Raw genomic sequence first — 23,578 nt, 5'->3', positions numbered from 1 at the left:
GCACCGACGCCGCGGTCAGCGGCCTGCCCTGGGGTCTGGCCTGATCACTCACCTGTCGGTGGTGCGCAGGTACTCCCGTGTCACGCTGGCGCCGGCCACGGCCGCGGCGGGAACGACGGCCTCGATTCTTTCGACATCGGCGCTGGAAAGCTCGACGTACACAGCCGCGGCGTTCTCCTCCAGACGCTGGATCCGTTTGGTGCCCGGAATCGGGACGACGTCGGGGCCCTGGTTCTGCAGCCAGGCCAGCGCCAGCTGCCCCACCGTCACCCCCCGCTCCTCGGCCAGCGTCCGCAGCGCGGCCACGATCCTCAGGTTGTGCGGCAGGTTGTCGTCCGTGAACCAGGGAGACCGCCGGCGCGAATCGGTTTCGTCCAGATCCGCCCGGTCGGTGATGCTGCCGGTGAGCATTCCCTTGCCCAGCGGGGAATAGGGCACGATGCCGATACCCAGCTCCCGGCAGGTCGGCACGATCTCGTCCTCTATCCGGCGCGTCCACAACGACCATTCGCTCTGCAGCGCGCTGACCGGGTGCACCGCGTGCGCGCGGCGGATCGTCGCCGCGGACGCCTCGCTGATACCAAGATGGCGGACCTTGCCCTCGGCGACCAGCTCAGCCATCGCTCCCCAGGTCTCCTCGACGGGAACGTCGGGGTCGACCCGGTGCTGGTAGTACAGGTCGATGTGGTCGACACCGAGCCGGCGCAGTGATCGCTCGCAGCACTGTCGCACGTAGGCGGCGTCGCCGCGGGCGCCCATGCCCCCGCCCTCGCCGGTGAGGACGATGCCGAACTTGGTCGCCACCACCGCCTGGTCGCGACGGCCGGCGATGGCCTGCCCGACGAGCGTCTCGCTCTCACCGTAGATGTCGGCCGTGTCCAGGAGCGTGACACCGAGGTCCAGCGCCCGGTGGATGGTCGCGAACAGTTCGGCGGGGTCGCCCACCGCGCCGTAGGCGGGGCTGAGCGACATGCACCCGAGCCCCTGCGCACCGACTTCCAGGCTGCCGAGCCTTCTGGTGGGGATGACGTCAGTCATTTGCCGCGGCCAGCCTCTCGCCGGGTGTGAAAAGGATCGGGACGGATATCGGCGCCCGGTTGAACGTCGACATGAAGCCGACGTCCACGCCCGGTTGGAGCCTGATGTCGTGTAGTCGCCGGACGATCTCGTCGAGAGCGATACGCAGGTTCATCCGGGCGAGGTTGGAGCCGGCACAGCGGTGCGGACCGGCACCGAAGGCGATATGGGAGTTCCTGGCCCGGTCGAGGTCGAACACGTCGGGATTCTCGAACTCGGCCTCGTCGCGGTTCGCGGAGACCCAGTACATGAGTACCTGTTCACCGGCTTTGATCAGTTGGCCGCCGACCTCGGTGTCCTGCCGAGCCGTGCGCGCGATGCAGGCGAACGAGCCGTCAAGCCGCAGGAACTCCTCGACGGCGTTCGGGATGAGTTCCGGTCGCTCCCGCAGCGCCGCCAGGATCTCCGGATGCTCGCACAGGCGCAGCATCGCCATCCCCAGCACACCGGCCGTCGTCTCGAGACCGCCGAGAACCAGCAGGTGAATGGTTCCGACCGCCTCCTCGTCGGTGATCGGGCGGCCTTCGATCTCGGCAGCCAGCACGGCGTCGACGACGTCTCCCCGTGGGCCGTCGCGGTGCCGCCGCTCGATGAACTGACCGATCCAGCCGGCCAGCTTCATCAGGCAGTCCATCGCCTCCGGGCGGTGCAGCTGCGACGCCATGATGGCGTACCCGTTGACCTCGTCGAGGTCCTCGGCGGGGGCGTGCAGCGCCAGGTCGAAGAAGGCGAGCCCCGGGAACGGCCGCGCGAACGCCTCCATGAAATCGCAGGAGCCGTCCTCGATGAATCCGTCGATGAGACGGTTCACCAGGTCACGGGTCGGCGCCTCCCATTCACTGACAACCGCCGGCCGGAAATACGGATTCGTCAGCTGACGGAACTCCCGCTGCAACGGTGGGTCAACCGTCACCGGCAGGATCTTCATCGGTGGCCCGGGTGGGACCGGTACGGTGATTCCGTCTTCGGAGCTGAAGGTCTTCCAGTCCTGGGCAATACGGAGGATGTCCTCCTTCCGGGTGGCGACCCAGAATCCTCCGTGCTGGTCGCTGTGTGCTACCGGGCACCGGGAACGTGCCCGGGCCAGCGTCGCGTGTAAGTCTCGGCCGAGTTCGGGCGACAGATGGTCGAAATGTTTCTCGACCCACTCGTCGTCAATCCGGCCCGGGCCGGTCGCTGCAGACTCCATCTCGCACCTCGCGCTCTTGCGGGCCGGCGGGCCGCCCAGACGGGTCGGGCCGTCCAGCGGTTCGGCCAGAGACCTGGCGCAGGCCCCTCAGCATGCGCTGGGCGCCCACCCGGATTCCGTCAACATAGTGAACGCTCACTGGTGAAACCAGGATTGCGGTGGCGGCGCTCCGCTGTCAGCTGGCGGCGTTGGTGCCGTCCTCGCGCAGCACACCGCGCCGGATCAGCTCGCGGATCACGTCCTCGCCCGCGGCGCGGGTGTCCTGCAACCGGGCCCGGGAAGCCTCCGAAGGGTCGCCCGCGGCGATCGCGTCGATCACCAGCCGCTGAGCCTCGACGATCTCCTCTCGGGTGCGCCGGTCGCTCTGGCGCACCGCCCACGCCAGGAAGCCACCGACCCCCTTCAGCTCCGCGAGCAGGCGCGGCGTGGATCCCGCGCGGTGCTGGACGAGCACGATCTCCTCGGCGAGGTCCAGCAGCTGGGCGCCGGTCGCGTCACTGTCGGCCAGCGCCCGCAGGAGGTCCCGCAGCTGGGCGAGCACCTCGGGGTCCCGGTCCTTGGCGACCCGCGCCGCCGAGACCCCACTGAGCAGACCGAGGACGTGGAAGTCCGCGCGGAGCGTGCGGGCGTCGAAGTGCTGAACGAACGCCACCCGGTGAACACGGGTCGCGATCAGACCGTCGCGTTCGAGGAGCACGAGGGCTTCGCGGACCGGGGTGGGGCTCACCCCGATGGTCGCGCCGATCCGCTCGACGTCGACGCGGTCGCCGTAGCGCAGGTTGCCGGCGAAGATCTCCTTCTGCAGGTACTCCACGACCACAGCACTGGTCTTGGTGCGCCTGAACGCAGCCTCAGTCACCACGCCACCCATGGTGGTCGGCACGGCCTCCGATCGTCAATAAAAAATCAAAAATTGGCGATTGGAGATTGCAGGGCACCGGTAAGTGAGCCTACGCTCAGTGCCTCGCCGGCATGGCCGTGATCCGACTGAGCGAAGGAGGCCCTGACGCGACTGGACTGGCCGGTCTGCGCGTGGCGGACACCGACGCCCGCGTGACCGAACGCCACGATCTGTTCACCGAGTGCGCACCGAAGGGCTACGAGGACGCGGATGGGACATGACGACGACAGGCGATGACCCGGTCTACTGGGATCCGTACGACCCGGCGTTCGCGGTGGATCCGTACCCGATCTACCGGCGGTTACGAGAAGAAGCTCCGCTTTACTACAACGAGAAACACGACTTCTACGCGGTCAGCCGGTTCGCCGACTGCGAGCAGGGCCTGCCGGACTGGCGGAGGTTCAGCTCCGCCCGCGGCGGCATTCTCGAGCTGATCAAATCCGGTCTGGAGATTCCCCCGGGGACCCTGATCTTCGAGGACCCGCCCATCCACGACATCCACCGCCGCCTGCTCGTGCGGGTGTTCACCCCTCGCCGCATCGCCTCGATCGAGGGCAAGGTGCGCGACTACTGCCGGCTCGTGTTGGACCCGCTGGTCGGCGAGAAGCGGTTCGACCTGATCAAAGAGGTCGGGGCCGAGATGCCGATGCGGGTGATYGGCATGCTGTTGGGTATTCCCGAAAGCGACCAGGCGGCGCTGCGCGACCAGTTCGACGACAGGCTGCGGACCGAGGACGGCGGGCAGATGGACCTCTCCGAGGGTGCCATCCTGTCCGGCGAGGTCTTCGGTGAGTACGTCGACTGGCGCCGGGATCACCCGTCGAACGACCTCATGACCGACCTGCTCACCACCGAGTTCACCGACGAGAACGGTGCGACCCGCACGCTGACGCGTGACGAGGTGCTGGGTTACGTCACGGTGGTCGCGAGCGCCGGCAACGAGACGACCGGCCGGCTCATCGGCTGGATCGGGTCGCTGCTAGCCCGGCAGCCGGAGGCGCGCCGCGAATTGGCAGCCGACCCGTCGCTGATTCCCGACGCGATCGAGGAAATCCTGCGGATGGAGCCGCCGGCCCCGTTCATGGCGCGCTACGTCACCGAGGATGTCGTTCTCCACGACACGACGGTTCCCGCCGGCAGCGCCCTCATCTTCCTCGTCGCCTCGGCGAACCGGGACGACCGGCGCTACCCCGACCCGGACCGCTTCGACATCCGCCGCCGGATCAGCCAGCAGGTCTCCTTCGGTTTCGGTGCCCACTACTGCCTCGGCGCGGCACTGGCCCGACTCGAGGGCCGGGTGGCGCTCGAGGAGATGCTCACCCGCTTCCCCGACTGGGACGTCGACTGGGCCGACGCGAAGCTCGCGCAGACCTCGACCGTTCGCGGCTGGGAGACGCTGCCGCTGACCATCGGCTGAGCGGCCCACAACGGAAAAGGAAGATGTCGAGACTCTCGACGAGGTGACGATGAAGTTCTTCTTCCACTACCCGGAGACCTCCGGGCTCGAAGGCGACATTCTCGACCCGGGATCGCTGGGTGATATCGCGGCCGAGGCCGAACGAGCGGGTTTCGAGGGCTTCGCCCTCACCGATCATCCCATTCCCGGTGCCAGGTGGCTGACCTCCGGCGGTCATCAGAGCTTCGATCCGTTCGTCGGCCTCGCGTTCGCGGCGGCAGCCACCGAACGACTGCGCCTGCTCACCCACCTCACCGTGGCGCCCTACCGCAACCCGTTCATCCTCGCCAAGGCGGCGGCCACCCTCGACAAGCTCTCCGGCGGGCGGTTTGTCCTCGGGCTCGGTGCGGGCTACCAGAAGTCGGAGTTCTTCGCCCTCGGCGTGGACATGGAGGAGCGCAACGCCCTTTTCGACGAGGTCCTCGACACACTTCCGCTGCACTGGAGCGGAGAGGCCTTCAGCTACACCGGGCGGCATTTCGACGCCCGCAACGTCATCGCCCTGCCCCGGCCCGTGCAGAATCCGATCCCGATCTGGATCGGCGGGAACTCGCGACTGAGCCGACGGCGCGTCGCCGAGCGGGCGCAGGGCTGGATGCCGATGTCCGGTCCACCGTCGCTCTCGACGACCGCCCGTACCGTCGCGATCGGCTCGACCGCGGAACTGGGCGAGATGATCGGCGGGGTGCTCGAGCAGGCCGCGGCAAATGACCGCACCGAGCCGCTGACCTTCCTTTACTCGTACCACGAGATCAAGGACCCGGCTCTGGACGCCGACCGCCATCGCGAGGCCATCGCCGAGCTGGAGCGCGTCGGTGTCACCGATCTCATGATCACCTGTTTCACCCGGGAACCTGCCGCCACCCTCGACTTCATCAGAGGCTTCGGCGAGACGTACGTGTCCTGAGAGCCTTCGGTTTCCTTCAGGAAGGAATGACATGGCTGCCGTCATGAAAGGTGTGCGCGTGCTGGAGGTCGCCGAACAGACCTTCGTGCCCGCCGCCTCGGCAATCCTCTCCGATCTCGGCGCGGAGGTCATCAAGATCGAGCACGTCGAGCGCGGCGACGCCATGCGCGGGCTGGCGACGACCGGGACGGCGATCGTTCCGGAGAACGTGCACGTCCTGCTCGAGCACTCCAACCGCGGGAAGCGAAGCCTCGGGCTCGACATCGCCTCACCCGAGGGAATCGAGATCCTCTACAAGCTCGCGGCGACCTCGGACGTCTTCATCACCAACAAGCTGCCCCGGGTCCGGAAAAAGCTGAAAATCGACCTGGAGGACATCCGCGCCCACAACCCGGACATCATCTACGTGCGGGGCACCGGGCAGGGTGAACGCGGCCCCGACGCCGACAAGGGCTCCTACGACGGCCTCGCCTTCTGGGCCCGCGCCGGTGTGGCGCTGGGCATCATGCAGCCCGAGTACGGCCACGTGCCGTTTCCGCCGGGTCCGGGCTTCGGTGACTCGATCGGCGCGATGACCATCGCGGGCGGCACGGCGATGGCGTTGTTCCACCGCGAGCGCACCGGCGAGGCGACGGTGGTGGATGTCTCGCTCATGTCGTCCGCCATGTGGGCGATGGGGCAGGCGATCGGGCTGTCGGTCACGCTCGGCCAGGGCTGGGCACCGCCGCCGAGCGACGCCCCGCGGCGCAACCCGCTGGTCGGTAACTATCTGACGAAGGACGGCCGGTGGCTTGCTCTCACCTGCCTTCAGGCCGGCCGCTACTGGCTGCCGTTCTGCGAGTGCGTCGGACGCCCCGACCTGGCCACCGACCCCCGCTTCGCCGACTTCGAATCGCTGATGGCGCACAGCGCGGAGGCCACCGAGGCCCTGCGGGAGCTGTTCGCGCAGCGCACCGTGGACGAATGGCGTGCGGCGCTGGCGGACTTCATCGGGCAGTGGGCCGTGGTGCAGGACACCCTGGAAGCCGCGAACGACCCGCAGTCCGTCGCCAACGGCTATCTGCAGCCGTGTGAGACCGCGGATGGTTTCCCGTTCTCGCTGGTCGCCTCGCCGGTGCAGTTCGACGAGCATCCCGCCCCGCCCGGCCGGGCGCCCGAGTTCAACGAGCACGGAGACGAGATCCTCGCCGGCCTCGGTCTCGACATCGAAGAAATCCTCGACCTGAAGGTGCGCGGCGTCGTCGCGTGACACCGGCCCACGTTTTCGAGAACCGGAACAGGAAGGCAGGAAGGTCAGCCGTGGTCGATCCGTACTGGGACCCTTTCGACAAGGACATCGATGTCGACCCGTACCCGGTCTGGCGCCGGTTACGTGACGAAGAACCCCTCTACCACAACGAGAAGTTCGGCTTCTACGCTCTTTCCCGGCATGCGGACGTCGAGCGTGCCCATCGCAGCCCGAAGCTCTACAGCTCGGCCTACGGCACCCTCCTGGAAATCATGGGGCCGGAACCGCTGCAGTCCAACTTCATGATTTTCAAGGACCCGCCGGACCACGACACGCTGCGCGGCCTGGTGTCCCGGGCCTTCACCCCGCGCCGGGTCGCCGCGCTCGAGGGGAACGTCCGGAAGATCTGCACCGATCTGCTCGAGCCCCTGGTCGGCTCGGGCGGGTTCGACTACATCCAGGACTTCGCCGCCCAGGTTCCCTCCAGGGTGATCTCCGAGCTGATCGGGGTTCCCGAGGAGGACCGCGAGGAGGTCCGGAAGACGATCGACGAGACCTTCCACATCGTGGAGGGCGGCGGGATGGCCAACGACATCTCCCGGCAGGCCACGGCCAGGCTGCGCGAGTACTTCTGCGAGCAGATCGACGCCCGGCGCACAGCCCCGCGCGACGACATGATGACCGCGCTCGTCGAGGCGGAGGTCCCGACGGAGAACGGGCCGCGCCGCCTGACCACCGCCGAGGCCGGGGCGGTCACCAACGAGCTGGTCAGCGCCGGTACCGAGACGGTCGTCCGGCTGCTCGGCTGGATGTGCCGGCTGCTGGCCGAACACCCCGACCAGCGCGCGGAGCTGGTGGCCGACCCGTCGCTGGTGCCGGGCGCGGTCGAGGAGTCCCTGCGCTACGAGCCGCCCTCCCCCGTCCAGGGGCGGATGCTGCTCGACGAGGTCACGCTCCACGACACGACGCTCCCCGCCGGCTCGAAGGTCCTGCTGCTCACCGGGTCCGCCGGGCGCGACGAGCGAAAGTACCCCGACCCGGACCGCTACGACATCCACCGGCGGTTCGACAGCCACGTCACCCTCGGCCACGGGATCCACTTCTGCCTCGGAGCCTCCCTCGCCCGGCTGGAGGGGCGCGTCGCGATCGAGGAGACGCTGCGGCTGTTCCCGACCTGGGAGGTCGACACCGACCGGGCCATGCGGCTGCACACCAGCACGGTGCGCGGCTACAACAACCTGCCCGTCGTCGTCTGACCAGGCATCACCGCACTTTTTTCTGAGGAGACGTTGTGGGAAAGCTCGACGGCAAGGTCGCGTTCATCACCGGCGCGGCGCGTGGGCAGGGCCGCAGCCACGCGATCCGGTTAGCGGAGGAGGGCGCTGACATCATCGCGATTGACATCTGCGCCCAGCTCGATTCGGTGCCCTACCCCATGGCCACCCCGGACGACCTGGCCCAGACCGTGAAGGCCGTGGAGAACCTCGGGCGGCGGATCGTCGCCCGTCAGGCCGACGTCCGCGATTTCGACGCGCTGCAGAAGGCGTTCGACGAAGGCACCGCCGAGCTGGGCCCGGTCACCATCGTGCTGGCGAACGCCGGTATCGGTCCGGGCGGGCAGATCGCCGCGCAGCAGCAGTGGGACGACGTCGTCGCCGTCAACCTCACCGGTGTGTGGAACACCGGTCGGGTGGCGATCCCGTCGATGATCGAGAACGGCCAGGGTGGGGCGATCGTCCTGACCAGCTCCACCGGTGGGCTCGTCGGCGTCGGCATTCCCGATGTGGGCTTCCTGGGCTACACCGCCGCCAAGCACGGCGTCATCGGCCTGATGCGCTCGTGGGCCAACTACCTGGCCGAGTTCAACATCCGGGTGACCAGCGTCGCCCCGACGACGGTGAAGACCCCCATGGCCGCCGACGGCGACCGCGAGGCCGTCGTCGGCCACGCCCCGCCCGCGCTCGCCCGCGCGCTGGAGAACGCGCTGCCGGTCTGGGCGGTGGACCCGGTCGACGTCTCGAACACCATCGTCTGGCTGGTGTCGGACGACGCCCGTTACATCACCGGGACGGTCATCCCGGTCGACGCGGGCCAGCTCAACCGGCGGTAGCAGCAGCACCCGAAGAGGCACGGGCGGACCGGCAGGAGAGGACGGACAAGCAGTGCGGTTGCTGGTTGTGGGCGGAACCGGGCCGACCGGACCGCACGTCGTGCGCGGTCTGCTCGGCCGCGGCGACGAGGTCACGATCTTCCACCGGGGCGCCCACGAGCCGCCCGAGCTGGCCGACGTCGAGCACATCCACGGCGACCCGCACTTCCGCGAGTCGATCGACGACGCCCTCGACGGGCGGGTCTTCGACGCCGTGGTGGCCATGTACGGGCGGCTCAAGCACCTCGCGCCCGCGCTGGCCGGGCGGTGCGGCCAGTTCGTCGCCGTCGGCGGGGTACCCGTCTACCAGGGCTTCTTCCCACACCCGAGCCAGCTGGCACTGCCCGTCCCGGTGACCGAGGATCATCCGGTGGTCCGGGACGGCTCCGCCGCGGCCGCGCTGGCGTTCTCCCACCGGCTCGCCCAGGCCGAGGCGGCTGTCCGCGCCGCCCACCCGGAGGCGACGATCCTGCGCTTCCCGACGCTGTTCGGCCCGACCAACGCCCGACCGGCCGAGTGGTCGGTGGTGCGGCGGGTGCGCGACGGCCGCCCCTTCATGATCCTTCCCGATGGCGGCGGCCAGCTCCAGAGCCGCTGCGCCGCCGCCAACGCGGCCGCGTTCGTCCTGGCCGTGTTGAACGCCCCGGCCGTGGCCGCCGGCCAGGTCTACAACGCGGGCGAGGCGACGAGCTGGTCGCTGCACGACTGGGCCGCGACGATCGCCCGGCTGATGGGAGCCGACCTGGAGCTGGTCGGGCTGCCCCGGGAGATCGCCGTCGAGGCCACCACCACGCTGCTTCCGCTCGCCGGCACGACCGCGACCCATGTCGTCGTGAGCACGGAGAAGGCCCGCCGGGAGCTGGGCTACCTCCCGGTCGTCGACCCGGTCGAAGCACTCGCCGAGCTCGTCGGCTGGTACGCCGAGCACCCCGATTTCGACCCGGCCGCGAGCCCCTCGTTCACCGACCGGTTCGACTACCGGGCGGAGGACGCGCTGCTCGCCGAGTACCGCACCGCGGTGCGGCGGCTGGCCGCCGCGGTCGAACAGCGTGCCGCCCCACCGATTCACAGCATGCCCCACCCGAAGGAACCCGGAAAGACGGACCATCGTGGCCGCTGAGCAGGAGATCAGGGTGAACATTCATTTCGCTGTTGGGGCCTGGCATGTCTGACCAGCGAACCGCCCGGGTCGCCGTCGTGACCGGCGGGGCCAGTGGGATCGGCCGGGCGACCGTGCTGCGCTTCCTCGCCGAAGGCGACCAGGTGGTCTTCGGCGATCTCAACGAGGCGAACGCGCAGGCGCTGCTGGACGAGGTCGCGGACCCGGCCCGCCTGCGGTTCGTGCCCACCGACGTCACCGAGGAGTCCGGCGTGGCCGCGCTCGTCGGCGACGCCGTCGAGGGGTTCGGCCGGATCGACGTCATGTTCAACAACGCCGGCATCGGCGGCGCGTTCGGGCCGCTGGTCGAGACCGAGGCGGCCGACTGGGACCGGACCTTCGCCGTGATCGGCCGCGGGGTGTTCCTCGGGACGAAGCACGCCGCCCGGGCGATGATCGCGCAGGGTGACGGTGGGGTGATCGTGAACAACGCCTCCGTCGCAGGAGTCGGTGGCGGCGGCGGCCTGACCGCGTACTCGGCGGCCAAGGCCGCGGTCATCAACTTCACCGCCAACGCCGCCGTCGAGCTCGCCGCCCACCGCATCCGGATCAACGCGGTATGCCCGGGCCTGGTCAACACCCCGCTGGTGATGGGCCGGGACGCCGCCGCGATCGAGGCCCAGCTGGCGACCTTCCAGCCGTGGCCGGATCTGGGCCGCCCGGAGGACATCGCTGGTGTCGTCGCCTTCCTCGCCGGCCCGGACAGCGTCTTCCTCACCGGAACCCACGTGCTGGCCGACGGCGGGATGGTCGCCTGGGGCCCACGGATGACCGGGACGTCCGATCCCCGCGGCCGGACCAGGCAGTACGTCGGTTTCACCGAAGGCACCACCGGCCGGCGCCCGACCCGGCGACCCGTCCATGACGTCTGACCCGGAGCCGGTGGCGACAGCACCCGGCACGGAGCCGGTCGCGGTGGCCGGTGCGCCGACATCCGGCACACCGACATCCGGCACACCGGCATCCGGCACAGCGACATCCATCGACAGTCGTGAGCTGGCCCGGCATGTCGGGGCGATCTTCGTCGCCGAGCCGGTGCTGGTGGTCGGTCCGGACCTGGTCCGCGGGTTCGCGACGATGACCGGCGCCGACCACTGGATGCACGTCGACCAGGAACGGGCCCGGGCGAGCCCGCTCGGCCGGGCAACGGTGCAGGGCCTGCTCACCCTCTCCCTCGGGGCCGAGCTCGAACGGCGGGCGCTGGCCGTCCGCGCGTCCGACGCGGTGTTCTACGGCTTCGACCGAGTGCGGTTCCCCGCACCGATGTTCGTCTCGGACCCGCTGGGCCTGCGCGTCGAGATCCTCGCCGTCGAGGAGCTGGGCGGTGCCGTCCAGGCCCGGCTGCGGCACACCTTCACCTCCGTCGGGCCCAGGCCGGTGTGCGTGTCCGAGCAGAACATCCGCTACATCCACTGACCCCGCGGCCCACGCCAGAGGAGCCAGAGGAGAAAGAGACACAGGAGACGAACGTGGACGGGATCATCGCGAGGACCGGCAGGACAGCGCTGGAGCACGACATCGCGCGCCGGCTGCTCGACCACATCGAGCGGCGCACGACGGACATGGCCGAGGACGTCATGAGGCTGCCGGCCGACGCCTACTCGGCGGCGCGCCAGCGTGAGGAGCTCGACGCGCTGTTCCTCGAGCAGCCGCTGGTGCTGTGCCTGTCCGGCGCGCTGCCCGAGCCGGAGACCTATCGGGCCGTCGACATCCTCGGCACCCCGGTGCTGCTGAGCAGGGACGCCGACGGCCAGGTGCACGCGTTCGTCAACGCCTGCCGGCACCGCGGAGTGCGGCTGTGCGACGGCGCCGGCGAGGCGATCCGGCTGACCTGCCCGTTCCACGCCTGGAACTACAGCCTCGACGGCAGGCTCGGCCGGATACCCGTCCCCGAGGGCTTCGCCGGGATCGACCGGGCGGAGTACGGCCTCATCCGCCTCGAGGTGGCGGAAGGCCACGGGCTGATCGTCGGCCGGCTGCGCCCCGGCTCACCGATCGACGTCGACGACTACCTCGGCCCAGGCCTGGCCGAGGAGCTCGCGATGCTCGACTTCGCCAGCTGGCGGCCGCATGGTGAGCCGCACGTCCACCAGGTCGGCGCGAACTGGAAGGTCACCCTGGACACGTTCCGGGAGAACTACCACTTCAACTACCTGCACAAGGACACCCTCGCCGGCTACGCCGTCGGTGGCGTGCTGACCTTCGACCCGTTCGGCCGGCACCTGCGCAACACGTCGGCGCTGAAGTCGATCGTCGAGCTGCGGGAGCGCCCCGAGGCCGAGTGGGGGGACGTCTCCGGGCACTTCAGTTACCAGTACGCGCTGTTCCCGAACGTCAGCCTCACCTTCGACGCCCGGCACATCGACCTCTGGCAGGTCCTGCCGGTCGACGAGAGGTCCTCCGAGGTCGTGCACACCTCCTACCTGCGACCCGGGCTGACCGAGGCCGAGCATTCCAAGGCGGTCGACATGGCGCCGTGGATCTGCGAGACGGTCGTCGACGGTGAGGACTTCTGGGTCGCGGGCCGCACCGAGCCCGGCCTACGCCTCGGAATGGTCGACCATGTGCTGTTCGGCCGGAACGAACCGGCCCCGCAGCACCTGCACCGCGGCTTCGAGGAGGTGCTCGCGGCCTACCGCGCCCAGCAGGCCGCGATCCTGGCGTGGCACGGCTGAACGGCCACGGCCGTGAGGGCGACCCGAAAACACGAGGGCGACCTGAGTACGAGCAATCACGAGTAACAGGAGTGGATGACGTCATGGCGATGTTCGATCTCGGGCTGACCGGCAGGGCGGCGGTGGTGACCGGCGCGGGTGCCGGCATCGGGCAGGCGATCGCACGCGGGCTTGCCGCGGCCGGAGTGCGGGTCGGTCTGGTCGAGATCGACCCGACCCGGGCCGCCGCCACCGCCGAACTGATCGAGAAGGAGGGTGGGCTGGCCGTCGCGCTGCCCGCGGACGTCATGGACACCGCGGCGCTCGCCGACGCCATCACCGCCACGCACGCCGAGTTCGGCCGGCTGGACATCCTGGTCAACAACGCGGGCGGGGTGAAGGCGAGCCGGTTCCTCGACCAGAGCGAGCGCAGCTGGCGGCGGCACATCGACATCAACCTCGTCAGCATGCTGGCGGCCACCTCGACCGCGGCCCCGCTGATCGCCCAGACCGTCGCCGCCGGTAACCCTGGCACCGGGAACCCTGGCACCGGGAACGCGGCTGCCGGTGAGGCGCGCGGAAGCGAGGGCGCGCGGCGGGGCGGCGGCTCGATCGTCAACATCACCAGCATCGAGGGGATGCGGGCCGCCCCGATGTACGCGGTCTACGCCGCCTGCAAGGCCGGAATGATCAACTTCACGCGCACGATGGCGCTGGAGCTCGCCGAGACCGGCATCCGGATCAACGCGATCGCCCCTGACATGACCGCCACCGCCGGCATCCGCGGCATCATGCGCGGCCCGGTCGACCCCGACACGCTGCCCGGTCCACCGGCCGAGCGCGTTCCCGGCATCGAGCGTTACGTCCCGCTCGGCCGCGAGGGCATCGCCGCCGAGATCGCCGACGCAGCCGTGTTCCTGTGTTCCGACCGTGCCGCCTACATCACCGGCACCACCATGAGCGTCGACGGCGGCACCGCCGCCTCCGCCGGCTGGTTGCGGTCCGGCCCCGGCTGGACCCTCCAGGGCGCCCCCACCCCCTCCGCCTTCGCACCGACACCGACACCGGCACCGACGCCGACACCGACACCGGCAACCGGCTCCGCATGACGGTTGTCGGGGAGGTCGGGCTACGTCTCGACGGTGTCTCCGTGGACAGGTGGCTTTCGGCACGGATCTCCGAGCTGTCGGCGTCGATCGTGATCGAACTGTCCGAGCGGGTATCCGGCCACGCGTCCATGCCGCCCGCCGAGCTCCACGGGAACACCGCCGGGCTGGTGCGGTCGTGCGTACGGCTGTTCGTCGACACGCTGCGCACCGGCGGACCTCCCAGCCGCAGGCAGCTGCGGGAGATCCGGGAGTCGGCGAGCCTGCGGGCCGACGAGGGCGTCCCGCTCGAGGTGCTGGTCAGCGCCTACCACATCGGCGCCGACGTCTGCGCGCAGAGTGTCGTCACCGCGGCCGAACCCGAGGATCTCCCGGCGGCGCTGCAGGTCGCGTGCCTGCTGCTGCGGTTTCTCGGTCAGGTCATGCCGGAGGTCCTCGCGGGCTACCTGGAGAGCCGACTGGCGACGGTCGCCGAGGAACACGGGGAACGCCGGGCCGTCCTGTCCGCCCTGTTGGCCGGACAACCACCGGAAGACGCCGCCGCCCGGGCAGCGGTCCAGCTGCCCGCCCGTTACGCCGTGATCAGCCTGGAGGTCGGGCCGCATCCGGACGAACTCGGCGCGAACGCTGGCGATCGGGCCGTCGCCGCGCGCCGCAAGCTGCGCCGAATGCGTACGGAGGTGGAGGGCAACGCCTCCGGGACCGTGCTCGACATGCTGTCCGCAGATGGTGGTCTCCTCCTCGTCCCGCTGGACGAGGAGGAGACCACCGGGGGGACGCTCGGAGAGACGGCCGCGGACATGCTGGCGCCGCACGAATGGGAGCGGCTGCTCGCCCTGACCGACCGCCTCGGGTGTGCCACGCGCGCGGAGGTCATGGCCGGAGCCGTGCCGGCCCGGCCGGACGCCGTCGCCTCCGCCGCCCGGCTGGCAGCCGAGATCCGCCACGTCGCCCGCGCGTCCAGCCGGCCGGCCGGGATCTACCAGCTCGGCGACGTGGCGTTCGACTATCAGATGTCCAGGCCCGGCCCCGCTCGCGACCACTTCGCGGCCCTGCTGCGCCCGCTGGCCACCCGGCCGTACCTTCTGGAGACGCTGCGCGTCTTTCTCTCCTGCGGGCTGGACCGCCGCCGCACGGCTGACCGCCTCCACGTTCATCCGAACACCATCGACTACCGGCTGCGCCGGGCATCGGCGCTGACCGGGCTCGATCCCGCGCGGGGCTGCGACCTTCCGATGATCTACGCGGCGTTCGCCGCCGGGGAGCTGGAGCCGGTGGGCCCCTGTCCGCCCGGCTAGGACAGGACGGCTTCGCTCACCGCGCGGAGCACCAGGTCGGCCGACAACTTCGTGACCTTCACCAAATTGCATGGCAGACTCTGCCACACATTTTGGAGGAGTCTCATGGCCGTCCGCACACGCACGCTCGTCCACAGCCTCGTTCCGATCGCCGTCCTCGCGCTCGCCGCCTGCTCGTCCTCGTCGACCGGGGGCACCGACAGGCCGACACCGGAGACATCCGCGGCATCGGCGCCGACGCCGGTCGCCGCCGCACCGTTGTCGGACACCACAAAAGCGTGGTGGGGCTACGACCGGCCGGCCACCCACCAGGCCGTCTCCGCCGAGATCACGGTGCCGACCCGGGACGGCACCCCGCTGAGCTGCACCCTGGTCCGCCCGGCAACCGACGGCTCACCGGCCTCGGGAAGGTTTCCCGGCCTGGTCGTCGAGTTCACCCCGTACGCGATCTTACGGACGTCCTACGTCGCCGGCGAGGGCACGTATTTCGCGACCCACGGATACAACGCACTGATCTGCAACCTGCGGGGGACCGGCGGGTCCGGGGGAACCTGGCAGAACGCCATGTCGGCGCAGGACGGAGAAGACGCCCGCGACCTGGTCGAATGGCTGGCCACCCAGCCCTATTCAAATGGCCGGATCGGAATGACCGGCGAAAGCTACGGCGGCCAGACGACCTACGGCGCGGCCATCAACCAGGCGCCGCATCTGGTGGCCATCGCCCCGCTCCAGTCGCCCGCGAACCTCTACCAGGACGTCATCTACCCGGGCGGCATCAAATCGACCGAGGGCGGCAGCATCGACAACTGGCCCGGGATCGCCCAGACGATCACCGGTGGCGCGGTCAACACCGAGGCCGAATACGCCGCCAACCGCGCGCACCCCACCTACGACGAGTACTGGCAGTCGCGGTCCTTCGCCGACCGCTACGACTCGATCAAGGTTCCGGTCCTCACCATGGGCGGCTGGGTCGACCAGTACTTCCGCTCCGGCCAGTTCACCAACATCGAGGGCGCGCTCGACCGGACCTGGGCGATCTACGGCCAGTGGCCCCACCTGAGCCCGCTGCTCTACCCGAACTGCGGGGGTGTCTGTAACTCCGAAGGGCTCTCCCCGGGCATCGCGCTCGCCTGGTTCGACCACTGGGTGATGAAACTCCCGAACGTCCCGATCCCGGCCCAGCCGACGCTGGTCAGCCATGCCGGTGCCGGCAGCGGCGCGACCTCGCCGGGCTGGCGGGAGATCACCGGCTATCGGCCGACCGGCACCGTCACACAGTCCTTCGCCCTCAATGCGGACGGCTCGCTCGGCACGGCCGGCCCCACGGCCGGTACGAAGACGTTCCACCAGCCGCAGGATCCGTCCACGGCCGGCGGGTCCGTCCTGTTCAGCACCAGCGCGCTGACCGCACCGACATCCCTGTTCGGCCGGCCGGCTCTCACGCTGAAGGCGACCCTGTCCGGCCCCGACGCGAACCTCTACGCCGAACTGCTCGACATCGGGCCGGACGGCAAGGAGACGCTGGTCAACAACGGCTTCCTCCGTGCCAGCCACCGGTCGTCCAGCGTCACGCCCACATCGGTGCCGACTGGTTCACCCGTCACCCTCACCGTCGCGATCCGGCCCGACGACTGGCAGTTCGCGGCCGGCCACCGCATCGCCGTGCGCGTTTCCGGCGGCGCCTCGGACATGCTCACCCAGAACGAGACTCCAGTCGACGTCACGGTCGCGACCGGCGCGGGTGGATCCACGCTGACCCTCCCCACGGCCAGCTGATCCGGAAGCGGCATTGCCCCAGGTCCCCGGCGCCTGCCCAGGGGCCTGGTGGCCTGATGACGGGCGGTCCGCTGTCTCAGCAACCCTGACCAGAGCGCCCGGTGCGAATCGCGGACTCCGACCAGAGGATGATCGACCGGTCGTAGCCAGCAGACGCGAGCGCCGGTCCGGCGCCAGCATCGTCCGTGGCCACCAGGGCAGCGACCGAATCGGTGTGGCCGACCAGGGTGATGTCCGGCATGCCAGCGCTCGGGCCCGGCTCCCACAGCCGAACTGAACCGTCGCTTGACGCGGACGCGAGCAGAGCGCAGGCGCCGACGCGGGAAACGACGGCCAATGCCTGCACCGCGTCGGTATGGCCTGCCAACGTCCGCGGCTTATCGAGTTCATCCAGGTCCCAGAGCCGAATCGTCTGATCCCAACTGCCCGATGCCAGTCTCTGGCGGCCGTCCGCGCCCGTCAGCACCGCGAGGGCGGAAACCGTGTCCCCGTGCCCGGAAAGGACCTCGACGAGCGAGAAGCTCGTGACGTCCCACAGATGAACCGTCCGGTCCCAGCCCGCTGACGCGAGCAGCCAGCGGCCATCTGGGCGCTGCAACGCCGTCAACGCCACGACACGGCTCGTATGGCCTTTGAGAAGCCCCACCTGTTCGCCTGAGTCCGGACTCCAGAGTCGCACCGTGCCGTCATAGCCACCGGATGCCAGCAGGCCGCTTCCGCCAATCGTAGTCAGTGTCGTAACCGAGTCAGAATGCCCGTGAAGTACTTCGACCTCCGTGGCGTTCTGGACATCCCAGAGGCGGATCGTCTCGTCGCGGCTCGCGGAGGCAATCAGCCGCCTTCCGTCCGAACGCCGCAGTGGAATCACCTCAACGACACGGTCCGTGTGCCCTTCTAGAACCGCGAACTGACCGTGCGTCTCAGGGTGCCAGAGACGCACCGTCCCGTCATAGCTCCCCGACGCGAGCAGGCTTCCACCCGGGCCCGCAAGACTGATCGTCGCCAGTGCCACAACCGCGTCGGAATGCCCGGCCAGCGGTCCGAGCTCCTCAGCCGTCCGCGCATCCCACAGGCGGACGGTGTGATCGTAAGAGGCCGACGCGAGCAGCCGCCGCCCGCGGTCTCCGGTGACGAGCGCGAGAGCCTGGATCGGACCACTGTGCCCGACGAGGGGCACCGTGTCCGTGTCCCAGAGCCGGACCGTTCCGTCGTAACCGGCCGAGGCCAGCAGGTGTGCGTCCTGCTGCCGGTTGACCACGGTCAGCGCCTCCACCCGGCCCGAATGGCCGGTGAGCGTCGAAACCTCCTGGCCGGTATCCGGATCCCAGAGCCGGACGGTCGAGTCATAGCCGGCAGAAGCAAGCAGACTGCCGCCGTCAGGCCTGGACACAACGTCCAAGGCCACCACAGCGTCGGAATGGCCCGCGAGCGTGGCCACCCTTGTCATCCTGTTCGCGTCCCAGAGCACGATCGAGCCGTCATTGCCGGCTGAAGCCACCAGCCGCCTGCCGTCGGATCTATCGATCACCGTAAGCGCGACCACCGCGTCGGTGTGCGCGGAACCTGTGGCGAGCATGACCCGCCGCTCAGGATCCCAGAGACGCACAAGCTTGTCGTGGCCGGCGGCGACAAGCAGACTTCCGACGCCCTGGCGGGGAATCGTCGCCAGGGCGAGAATAGGCCCCGGACTCGTCGCCGCGCCCTCCGTGAGCACACCAAACGGGGTCGCGTCCGGCTTCCATAAGCGTACGGTCCCGTCTCCGCCGGCGGACGCCAGCATTCGGTCACCGCCCGGACCRCTGACAGCCGCCAGAGCGACGACAGGTTCGGTATGTCCGTCCAGAACCGCGAACTCCGCAAGGGAGTCCATGTCCCAGAGACGTACCGTATTATCCCAGCTGGCGGATGCCAGGAGATCTCCGGCGTCGGGCCGACGAATTGAGATCAGCGCGCTGATCGTGTTGGCATGGCCGCTCAGAACAGACAGATTCGAGGCGTCGTCGACGTCCCACACCCGTACCGTCGAGTCGTAACCCGCCGAGGCCAGCCTCACCTTGCCGTTGGCCTGCACCACCGTGGTGAGGGTAACCACCCTGGCGGTATGGCCGGTCAGAACGGCCTCCGCCGACCCTTTCTCTGGATTCCACAACCGTACTGAACCGTCAAATCCAGCCGAGGCGAGCAGGTGATCCGAGCCGGGCCTCGCTATCTCTGCGACCACGGCGACCACATTGGCGTGGCCGGGGAGCATCCGATGTACCGTGCCCGACCAAGCGGCCGCCGATGGGTACCAGGAGTCCGAAAGGAGCTCCTGTACGTTCGCCGCCAGATTCGAGGCGTGCAGCTTCCGCGCCGAAACCTCCAGCCAGCGCCGTTGGCTGTCCGCGTCGCCACCGTTCGCGGAGTTTGCGGCCAGCGCGGCGGCAGCGGCCGCAGTGCGGCCGTCCAGAGTCCTCAGCCGGCCACGAAGCCGTGACACGGCCTCCGAGCCTACGAAGAGCAGGAAGTCTGGTTCCTGCACGAGTGCATCAAGACGCCCGGCCGGGGCCGCGTGCTCCGCGAGATACGCCCGGATATATCCATCCGGTGGCCAGACCCGGGTATGCATGTCACCGCTGGGCAACAGGTCGTCGGTGATGCGCTGATGGGCATCGGCCGTCGCCTCCCTGATCGCCCGCGCCAACGGGCGCAGACTGGGATCGAGTTCTTTTATGGGGGGCCGCGGTCCTTCACAACACTCCCGAAAGCTCTGATGCCGTATCGCGTAGTAAGATCTTTTCGGCCCGCCGCCAAGCGACCGGTCGTCGACTGCGAGAAAAGGTCGGAACAGCCCGTCCAGTATGCCGTCGACATCGTTCAAAGACAGCCCGGACCAACGTGCCAGGGTTTCTCCTGGCATTGCTGCACGGGCGGCGGCCAACGTGCCGAGAAGCGGCAGGCCGAGCGTAGGCCAGCTGGCGCCGAGAGAGTCCCGCCATCGTCTGAGACTGTCCGCATAGTATTCGACCAGGCCTAGTGGAAGCTGATCGATGTCGAGCCCCGAGCGCTGCCCGGCCCGGATCTGGTCAAGCACGTTTCTCGCGTAGATCCAGACACCTTCCGAACGATTTGTAAGCGCCTGGCAGAATGATTCATTATTGATTCCATCGGATTCCAGCGCCGTTTTGAGGTCCGCATCACGCCGGGTTATCAGCCGCAGGTAGCTGAGTAGTTCCTCGCGGTTCTCCGCGCTCTCCACAACAATTGTCTCGACGATGCGCTGCACCTTGTACGGGAGTGGCAGGCCGTGTCTGGTCGTGGCCACAACGACAGTTCCGGCGGGAAGCACCTCCGGAAGCCCGAACGGCATTTGGCCTGGATCGGCCGCAGGGGCCTCGTTCAGTCCATCCACCACAAGGACGACCGGCTTGTCTGGCTCCGTCTGCTCCCTCCTTGCGGCCGCAGCGCACAAAGTATTGTTCAGAAACTCGGGTGTGCCACCCTCCGTCTCCGGGAGCATGCCACCGTGGAGCTGCTCCCCCAGATTCCAGCGTGCAATCAGCTGGGCGGCCAGGCTACGCCGGGTTCGCGCCGGGTTGTTGAAACCTAGAAAGGTGAAATGCGCAGGCCAGGAGCGGTCGCGGTCGAACGCGAGACGCGCCGCGATCGCCGATTTTCCGACGCCCGCCTCCGCCTCGATAAGAAGGTACTTTCCCTGACCTTTGTCAACGCAGTTGTCTATGATTTCGTCTATCTTGCGCAGTAGTTCCGTGCGGCCCGTGAACATGCCCAGAAGATCGCTGTGGTTCGCCGGGTCGATCAGGCCCAGAAACACGGGCACAGAGTCCAGAGCGATGGAGGCGTCTTTGAGCTGGGTGTACTGGCCGCTGAAGAACAACTGTTGAACGGTGCCGTAGTTCACCCCTGTGACGGGCCCGCTCGGCGAGGYCAGACCCGTGACCGTGTTGTTGCCGTGATGGGCGTTGCCCGTGGTCACGGAGTGGAACCGCCACGCGGTGATTCGACCGTTCCATAGTTGACGCCAGTCACGGAACCTTCACCGGAACCGGAAAGTCCGCTGACGGAGTTGTCGCCCTCGTGCTTGACGGTGTTTGTCGTGGCTGCCGGCCCCTGCGTGGAGCTCTCGGGCGACGCCGGCGATCCGACATGGCCGTAATTGACAGCGATCACCGGCCCCGAGCCCGAGCCCTCGACATCCTTGACGTCGTTGTTCCCCGTGTGGGTGACGGAGTGGGTGACCGTGGCTTCCGCCGGCGGTGTAGGGCTGTCGGGCGCATCCTCGTTCGCCGTGCGCATGGTCACCCACGTGGTAATAAACCCTCCGACAACGAGCGCCGCCGCGCACCCCAGCGATGCCCACAGCGGACTGTCGCCTATCAGCCCACCGGCTGCCCCCGCGGCACCGGCCAGAACGAACGTGGACCCGCTGCCGACCCCTGCCACCATCGGACGTGACATGCCCATGCCCCCCTCGCATGTACGAAGACAGATTACTCCCAGGACCCTGGGAACCGCGGAGCCTCGGTGGGTCGATATCGACCGACCACCGACCGTTCGATCTGCTCCAGCAGATATGCATTTGAACGTCGCTCGTCGAGGCCAACCAGATCGATATAGCGAATCCCGCGCAGAAGTCCGTCCGGATCGCAGGGTGCGACTCTGACGGGAATGAGCAGGCGCCGCACGCCCGCCGGGTCACGCGCCCAGGCCCGCTGCCAGGCGGCGCGCACCATTGATGACTGAAGATACGACGGGGACAGCACGACGATCGTGCGCTGCGCATGACGGATCGCGTCGTCAAGTGCCTCGGCGATGACGGCTCCGGCCGCGACATCCCAGGTCTCGAGGTGTGCCCGGTAGCCTCTCTCCTCCAACTGCCACGCGATCCACGATGCCCAGCTCTCGTCGTGTTCGGCGGCCGAGACAAGGAAGTCCCATTTGTGCGCTCCGGCTTCGGTGGTCCCGGCACTCTCGGCCACCGGCTGCCTCCGCCGGCCTTCGGATACATGCGGCGCCCGTCGACCCAGATGATCCTCCGCGCCCTCGGGAACCGCCAGCCACCCTCTACCGCTGAACTTGGCCGCGTTCACGTCGACGGAACCGAAGGAATCCCGGCGCGGCCAGCTGAAATCTGTGCTGAACGTCGACTCGAACAGGTCGTCGGAAACGATGAGCGCCAGGTCTGCATCCTGATGCTCGGTGAGCGCGGCGCGTAGCGGCGCGGAATCGACAAGCCGCGCGGCTCTCACGATGGCGTCGCCAGCCCAGCTCGCACCGTCAGAGATCACGTGCCCCTCATCAAGGGAGACACGCAGCCGGAGCCGGCCGAGTTCGTTTCGAGTCCGGTTGTACGCCCGAAGTGCCAGGACGAGCTCCCTGACGAACTCGGCACCGATTGTCTCTCTCACTCCGGTCGGCGAGATTCCTAGAAGGAAACCGTCTCCGCGGTCCCAGGTCCAAAGGAGAGCAAGGGAGATGTCGACACGTTCGATGACTTTGTCGACAAGCGACCGTTGACCGGCATGCATTTCGAGTTGTGCCCAGTCCGGATGATTGCTGTATCCGACCGCATCCAGGCAGACAACTATTGCACGTTGCCCTACTCTCGGCACATACTCGGCAACATCGGCTGAAGCACCTGGTGGAGTGCGAGCCGTTCCCGGCTGGGAGCCGGCCGGCGGGTTACCGTGGGAGCCCTGCGGGCCGGATGAATCCTGCCGGCCGGCCCCTGCGGTGGAGGGCTCGCCCCGCTCGACCCAACGAGGCTCGCTCCGGTCCGCTATGGGCGAGGTGTCGACAGCGACCGTATTGGCCGCTCCGCGGATGAAGATCTCATTCGCCGGAAAGTTCGCCGCAGCTGTCTCGAGAATCCGACGCCGGCCGTCTGGAAAAGCACCGTGTCGCAGGAGCCGATCGACCTCGACCCAGAATGTCTCCGCAGTAGAGCCGATCGGCGGCATGACGGCGAAGCTCAGCCCGGCGCTGGTGAGCAACGAGCGGGCCTGGCGCCCCTCGTAGAACACGCGGGCGAGCTCCTGCACCTCTGCGTAGCTGAGCCCTTCCATCCCCGTTTCCCCCGATGCGCCGACGACACTCGCTCCCGACAAGCCGCCAGGCGGCATCGGCCACGTCGTAGCGGACCGGTCAGTCAGGATTAAGCGAGCCAAGTCTACCCCCGCTTGCCGATGTTGCGGGGGCGGACAAAAATCATGTCGAGCAGGACATCCGACGGATTACGGCGTCAAGTCGCGCTGTCAGTGGCAGGACTTGGGCACGCTGCGGTTGCGGCCGATGAGAACGGCGCCGAGATCGGTGAGGCGGTCGGCGTAGTCGAGAGCGTAGATACGACCGCCGGGCCCAGGGCGGACCAACGAGGGCGAAGGTGCCGGCGAAGAGCGAACGTGGGGAGTGCGCCGGCGATCGACTGGATGACCTCGCGTAGCCCGGTCAGCATGGTGGGGGCACCGAAGCCTCCTCTGTCCGGAACTCCTTATAGGGGCGACGGGGGTACGGGTTCGATCGTCATGGGACGGTCGAACCCCCTCAGGGTTACCGGTCGGGGTGGGGGAACTGGGCGGTGCGGAGTTCGCGGGTGGTGCGGATGGCGGTGGCACGTAGCACAGCGCCCGCCGGATGCACCGATGCCAGCGGCGGCGGTGACGATGGCGATGGCGGAGC

Annotated in this window: 18 protein-coding genes; 12 read left to right on the top strand and 6 right to left on the bottom strand. The window is 68.8% G+C overall.

Annotated features, from left to right (window positions below; translation table 11 throughout):
- Positions 1 to 48: 48 nt before the first annotated feature.
- From CcI49_RS09320 to CcI49_RS09310, 3 genes are all read right to left on the bottom strand, one after another.
- On the bottom strand, positions 49 to 1,038 hold the full coding sequence (locus CcI49_RS09320) for an aldo/keto reductase (protein WP_054570755.1): 990 nt from the start codon (positions 1,036 to 1,038) through the stop codon (positions 49 to 51).
- Complete coding sequence (locus CcI49_RS09315; RefSeq protein WP_076825713.1) at positions 1,031 to 2,266, bottom strand: cytochrome P450; 1,236 nt, start codon at positions 2,264 to 2,266, stop codon at positions 1,031 to 1,033. The genes CcI49_RS09320 and CcI49_RS09315 overlap by 8 nt, the downstream gene beginning before the upstream one ends.
- A 175-nt stretch (positions 2,267 to 2,441) precedes the next feature.
- A complete protein-coding gene (locus CcI49_RS09310) occupies positions 2,442 to 3,128 on the bottom strand; it encodes a GntR family transcriptional regulator (protein WP_054570981.1) in 687 nt (228 codons plus the stop codon).
- Between the two features lie 256 nt (positions 3,129 to 3,384).
- Between CcI49_RS09310 and CcI49_RS09305 the strand changes: the two genes are divergently transcribed.
- The 12 genes from CcI49_RS09305 (at position 3,385) to CcI49_RS09250 (ending at position 16,900) form a co-directional block, all read left to right on the top strand.
- Positions 3,385 to 4,584, top strand: a complete 1,200-nt coding sequence (locus tag CcI49_RS09305; RefSeq protein ID WP_076825711.1) for a cytochrome P450 — start codon at positions 3,385 to 3,387, stop codon at positions 4,582 to 4,584.
- 49 nt (positions 4,585 to 4,633) lie between these two features.
- Positions 4,634 to 5,530 carry an LLM class F420-dependent oxidoreductase gene (locus CcI49_RS09300; RefSeq protein ID WP_076825709.1) on the top strand — a complete coding sequence of 299 codons (897 nt, stop codon included), beginning with the start codon at positions 4,634 to 4,636 and terminating at the stop codon, positions 5,528 to 5,530.
- A gap of 31 nt (positions 5,531 to 5,561) precedes the next feature.
- Positions 5,562 to 6,779: a CoA transferase gene (locus tag CcI49_RS09295; RefSeq protein WP_076825706.1), complete on the top strand. Its 1,218-nt coding sequence runs from the start codon at positions 5,562 to 5,564 to the stop codon at positions 6,777 to 6,779.
- 50 nt (positions 6,780 to 6,829) lie between these two features.
- Entirely contained in the window at positions 6,830 to 8,014 is a 1,185-nt protein-coding gene (locus CcI49_RS09290; protein ID WP_076825940.1) for a cytochrome P450, read from the top strand.
- Positions 8,015 to 8,049: 35 nt separating this feature from the next.
- A complete protein-coding gene (locus tag CcI49_RS09285) occupies positions 8,050 to 8,868 on the top strand; it encodes a mycofactocin-coupled SDR family oxidoreductase (RefSeq protein ID WP_076825705.1) in 819 nt (272 codons plus the stop codon).
- Between the two features lie 52 nt (positions 8,869 to 8,920).
- Positions 8,921 to 10,027, top strand: a complete 1,107-nt coding sequence (locus CcI49_RS09280) for a sugar nucleotide-binding protein (protein WP_076825703.1) — start codon at positions 8,921 to 8,923, stop codon at positions 10,025 to 10,027.
- 44 nt (positions 10,028 to 10,071) lie between these two features.
- A complete protein-coding gene (locus CcI49_RS09275) occupies positions 10,072 to 10,938 on the top strand; it encodes an SDR family oxidoreductase (protein ID WP_076825702.1) in 867 nt (288 codons plus the stop codon).
- Positions 10,928 to 11,482: a MaoC/PaaZ C-terminal domain-containing protein gene (locus CcI49_RS09270; RefSeq protein WP_083749396.1), complete on the top strand. Its 555-nt coding sequence runs from the start codon at positions 10,928 to 10,930 to the stop codon at positions 11,480 to 11,482. Before CcI49_RS09275 ends, CcI49_RS09270 begins: the two co-directional genes overlap by 11 nt.
- A 53-nt stretch (positions 11,483 to 11,535) precedes the next feature.
- Positions 11,536 to 12,741, top strand: a complete 1,206-nt coding sequence (locus tag CcI49_RS09265; RefSeq protein ID WP_076825698.1) for an aromatic ring-hydroxylating dioxygenase subunit alpha — start codon at positions 11,536 to 11,538, stop codon at positions 12,739 to 12,741.
- Between the two features lie 89 nt (positions 12,742 to 12,830).
- Positions 12,831 to 13,829 (top strand): SDR family NAD(P)-dependent oxidoreductase, encoded by a 999-nt coding sequence (locus CcI49_RS09260; RefSeq protein WP_076825938.1) that lies wholly within the window; start codon positions 12,831 to 12,833, stop codon positions 13,827 to 13,829.
- Positions 13,826 to 15,124 carry a helix-turn-helix domain-containing protein gene (locus tag CcI49_RS09255; protein ID WP_076825696.1) on the top strand — a complete coding sequence of 433 codons (1,299 nt, stop codon included), beginning with the start codon at positions 13,826 to 13,828 and terminating at the stop codon, positions 15,122 to 15,124. The genes CcI49_RS09260 and CcI49_RS09255 overlap by 4 nt, the downstream gene beginning before the upstream one ends.
- Before the next feature lie 105 nt (positions 15,125 to 15,229).
- On the top strand, positions 15,230 to 16,900 hold the full coding sequence (locus CcI49_RS09250) for a CocE/NonD family hydrolase (protein WP_076825694.1): 1,671 nt from the start codon (positions 15,230 to 15,232) through the stop codon (positions 16,898 to 16,900).
- Positions 16,901 to 16,976: 76 nt separating this feature from the next.
- Here the strand turns inward: CcI49_RS09250 and CcI49_RS09245 are convergent, their stop codons facing one another.
- The 3 genes from CcI49_RS09245 to CcI49_RS39555 are packed head-to-tail and all read right to left on the bottom strand — an operon-like array spanning position 16,977 to position 22,965.
- Positions 16,977 to 20,876 (bottom strand): hypothetical protein, encoded by a 3,900-nt coding sequence (locus tag CcI49_RS09245; protein ID WP_131831045.1) that lies wholly within the window; start codon positions 20,874 to 20,876, stop codon positions 16,977 to 16,979.
- A complete protein-coding gene (locus CcI49_RS09240; RefSeq protein WP_076825690.1) occupies positions 20,873 to 21,364 on the bottom strand; it encodes a hypothetical protein in 492 nt (163 codons plus the stop codon). The genes CcI49_RS09245 and CcI49_RS09240 overlap by 4 nt, the downstream gene beginning before the upstream one ends.
- 26 nt (positions 21,365 to 21,390) lie before the next feature.
- Positions 21,391 to 22,965 (bottom strand): toll/interleukin-1 receptor domain-containing protein, encoded by a 1,575-nt coding sequence (locus CcI49_RS39555; RefSeq protein ID WP_158230732.1) that lies wholly within the window; start codon positions 22,963 to 22,965, stop codon positions 21,391 to 21,393.
- Positions 22,966 to 23,578: the final 613 nt, after the last annotated feature.

The organism is Frankia sp. CcI49 (genome assembly GCF_001983215.1).
In the GTDB taxonomy this organism is placed as follows: Bacteria; Actinomycetota; Actinomycetes; order Frankiales; family Frankiaceae; genus Parafrankia; species Parafrankia irregularis.
The sequence above is the reverse complement of the archived record's forward strand: the minus strand, read 5'-3'. Positions and strand labels throughout refer to the sequence as shown.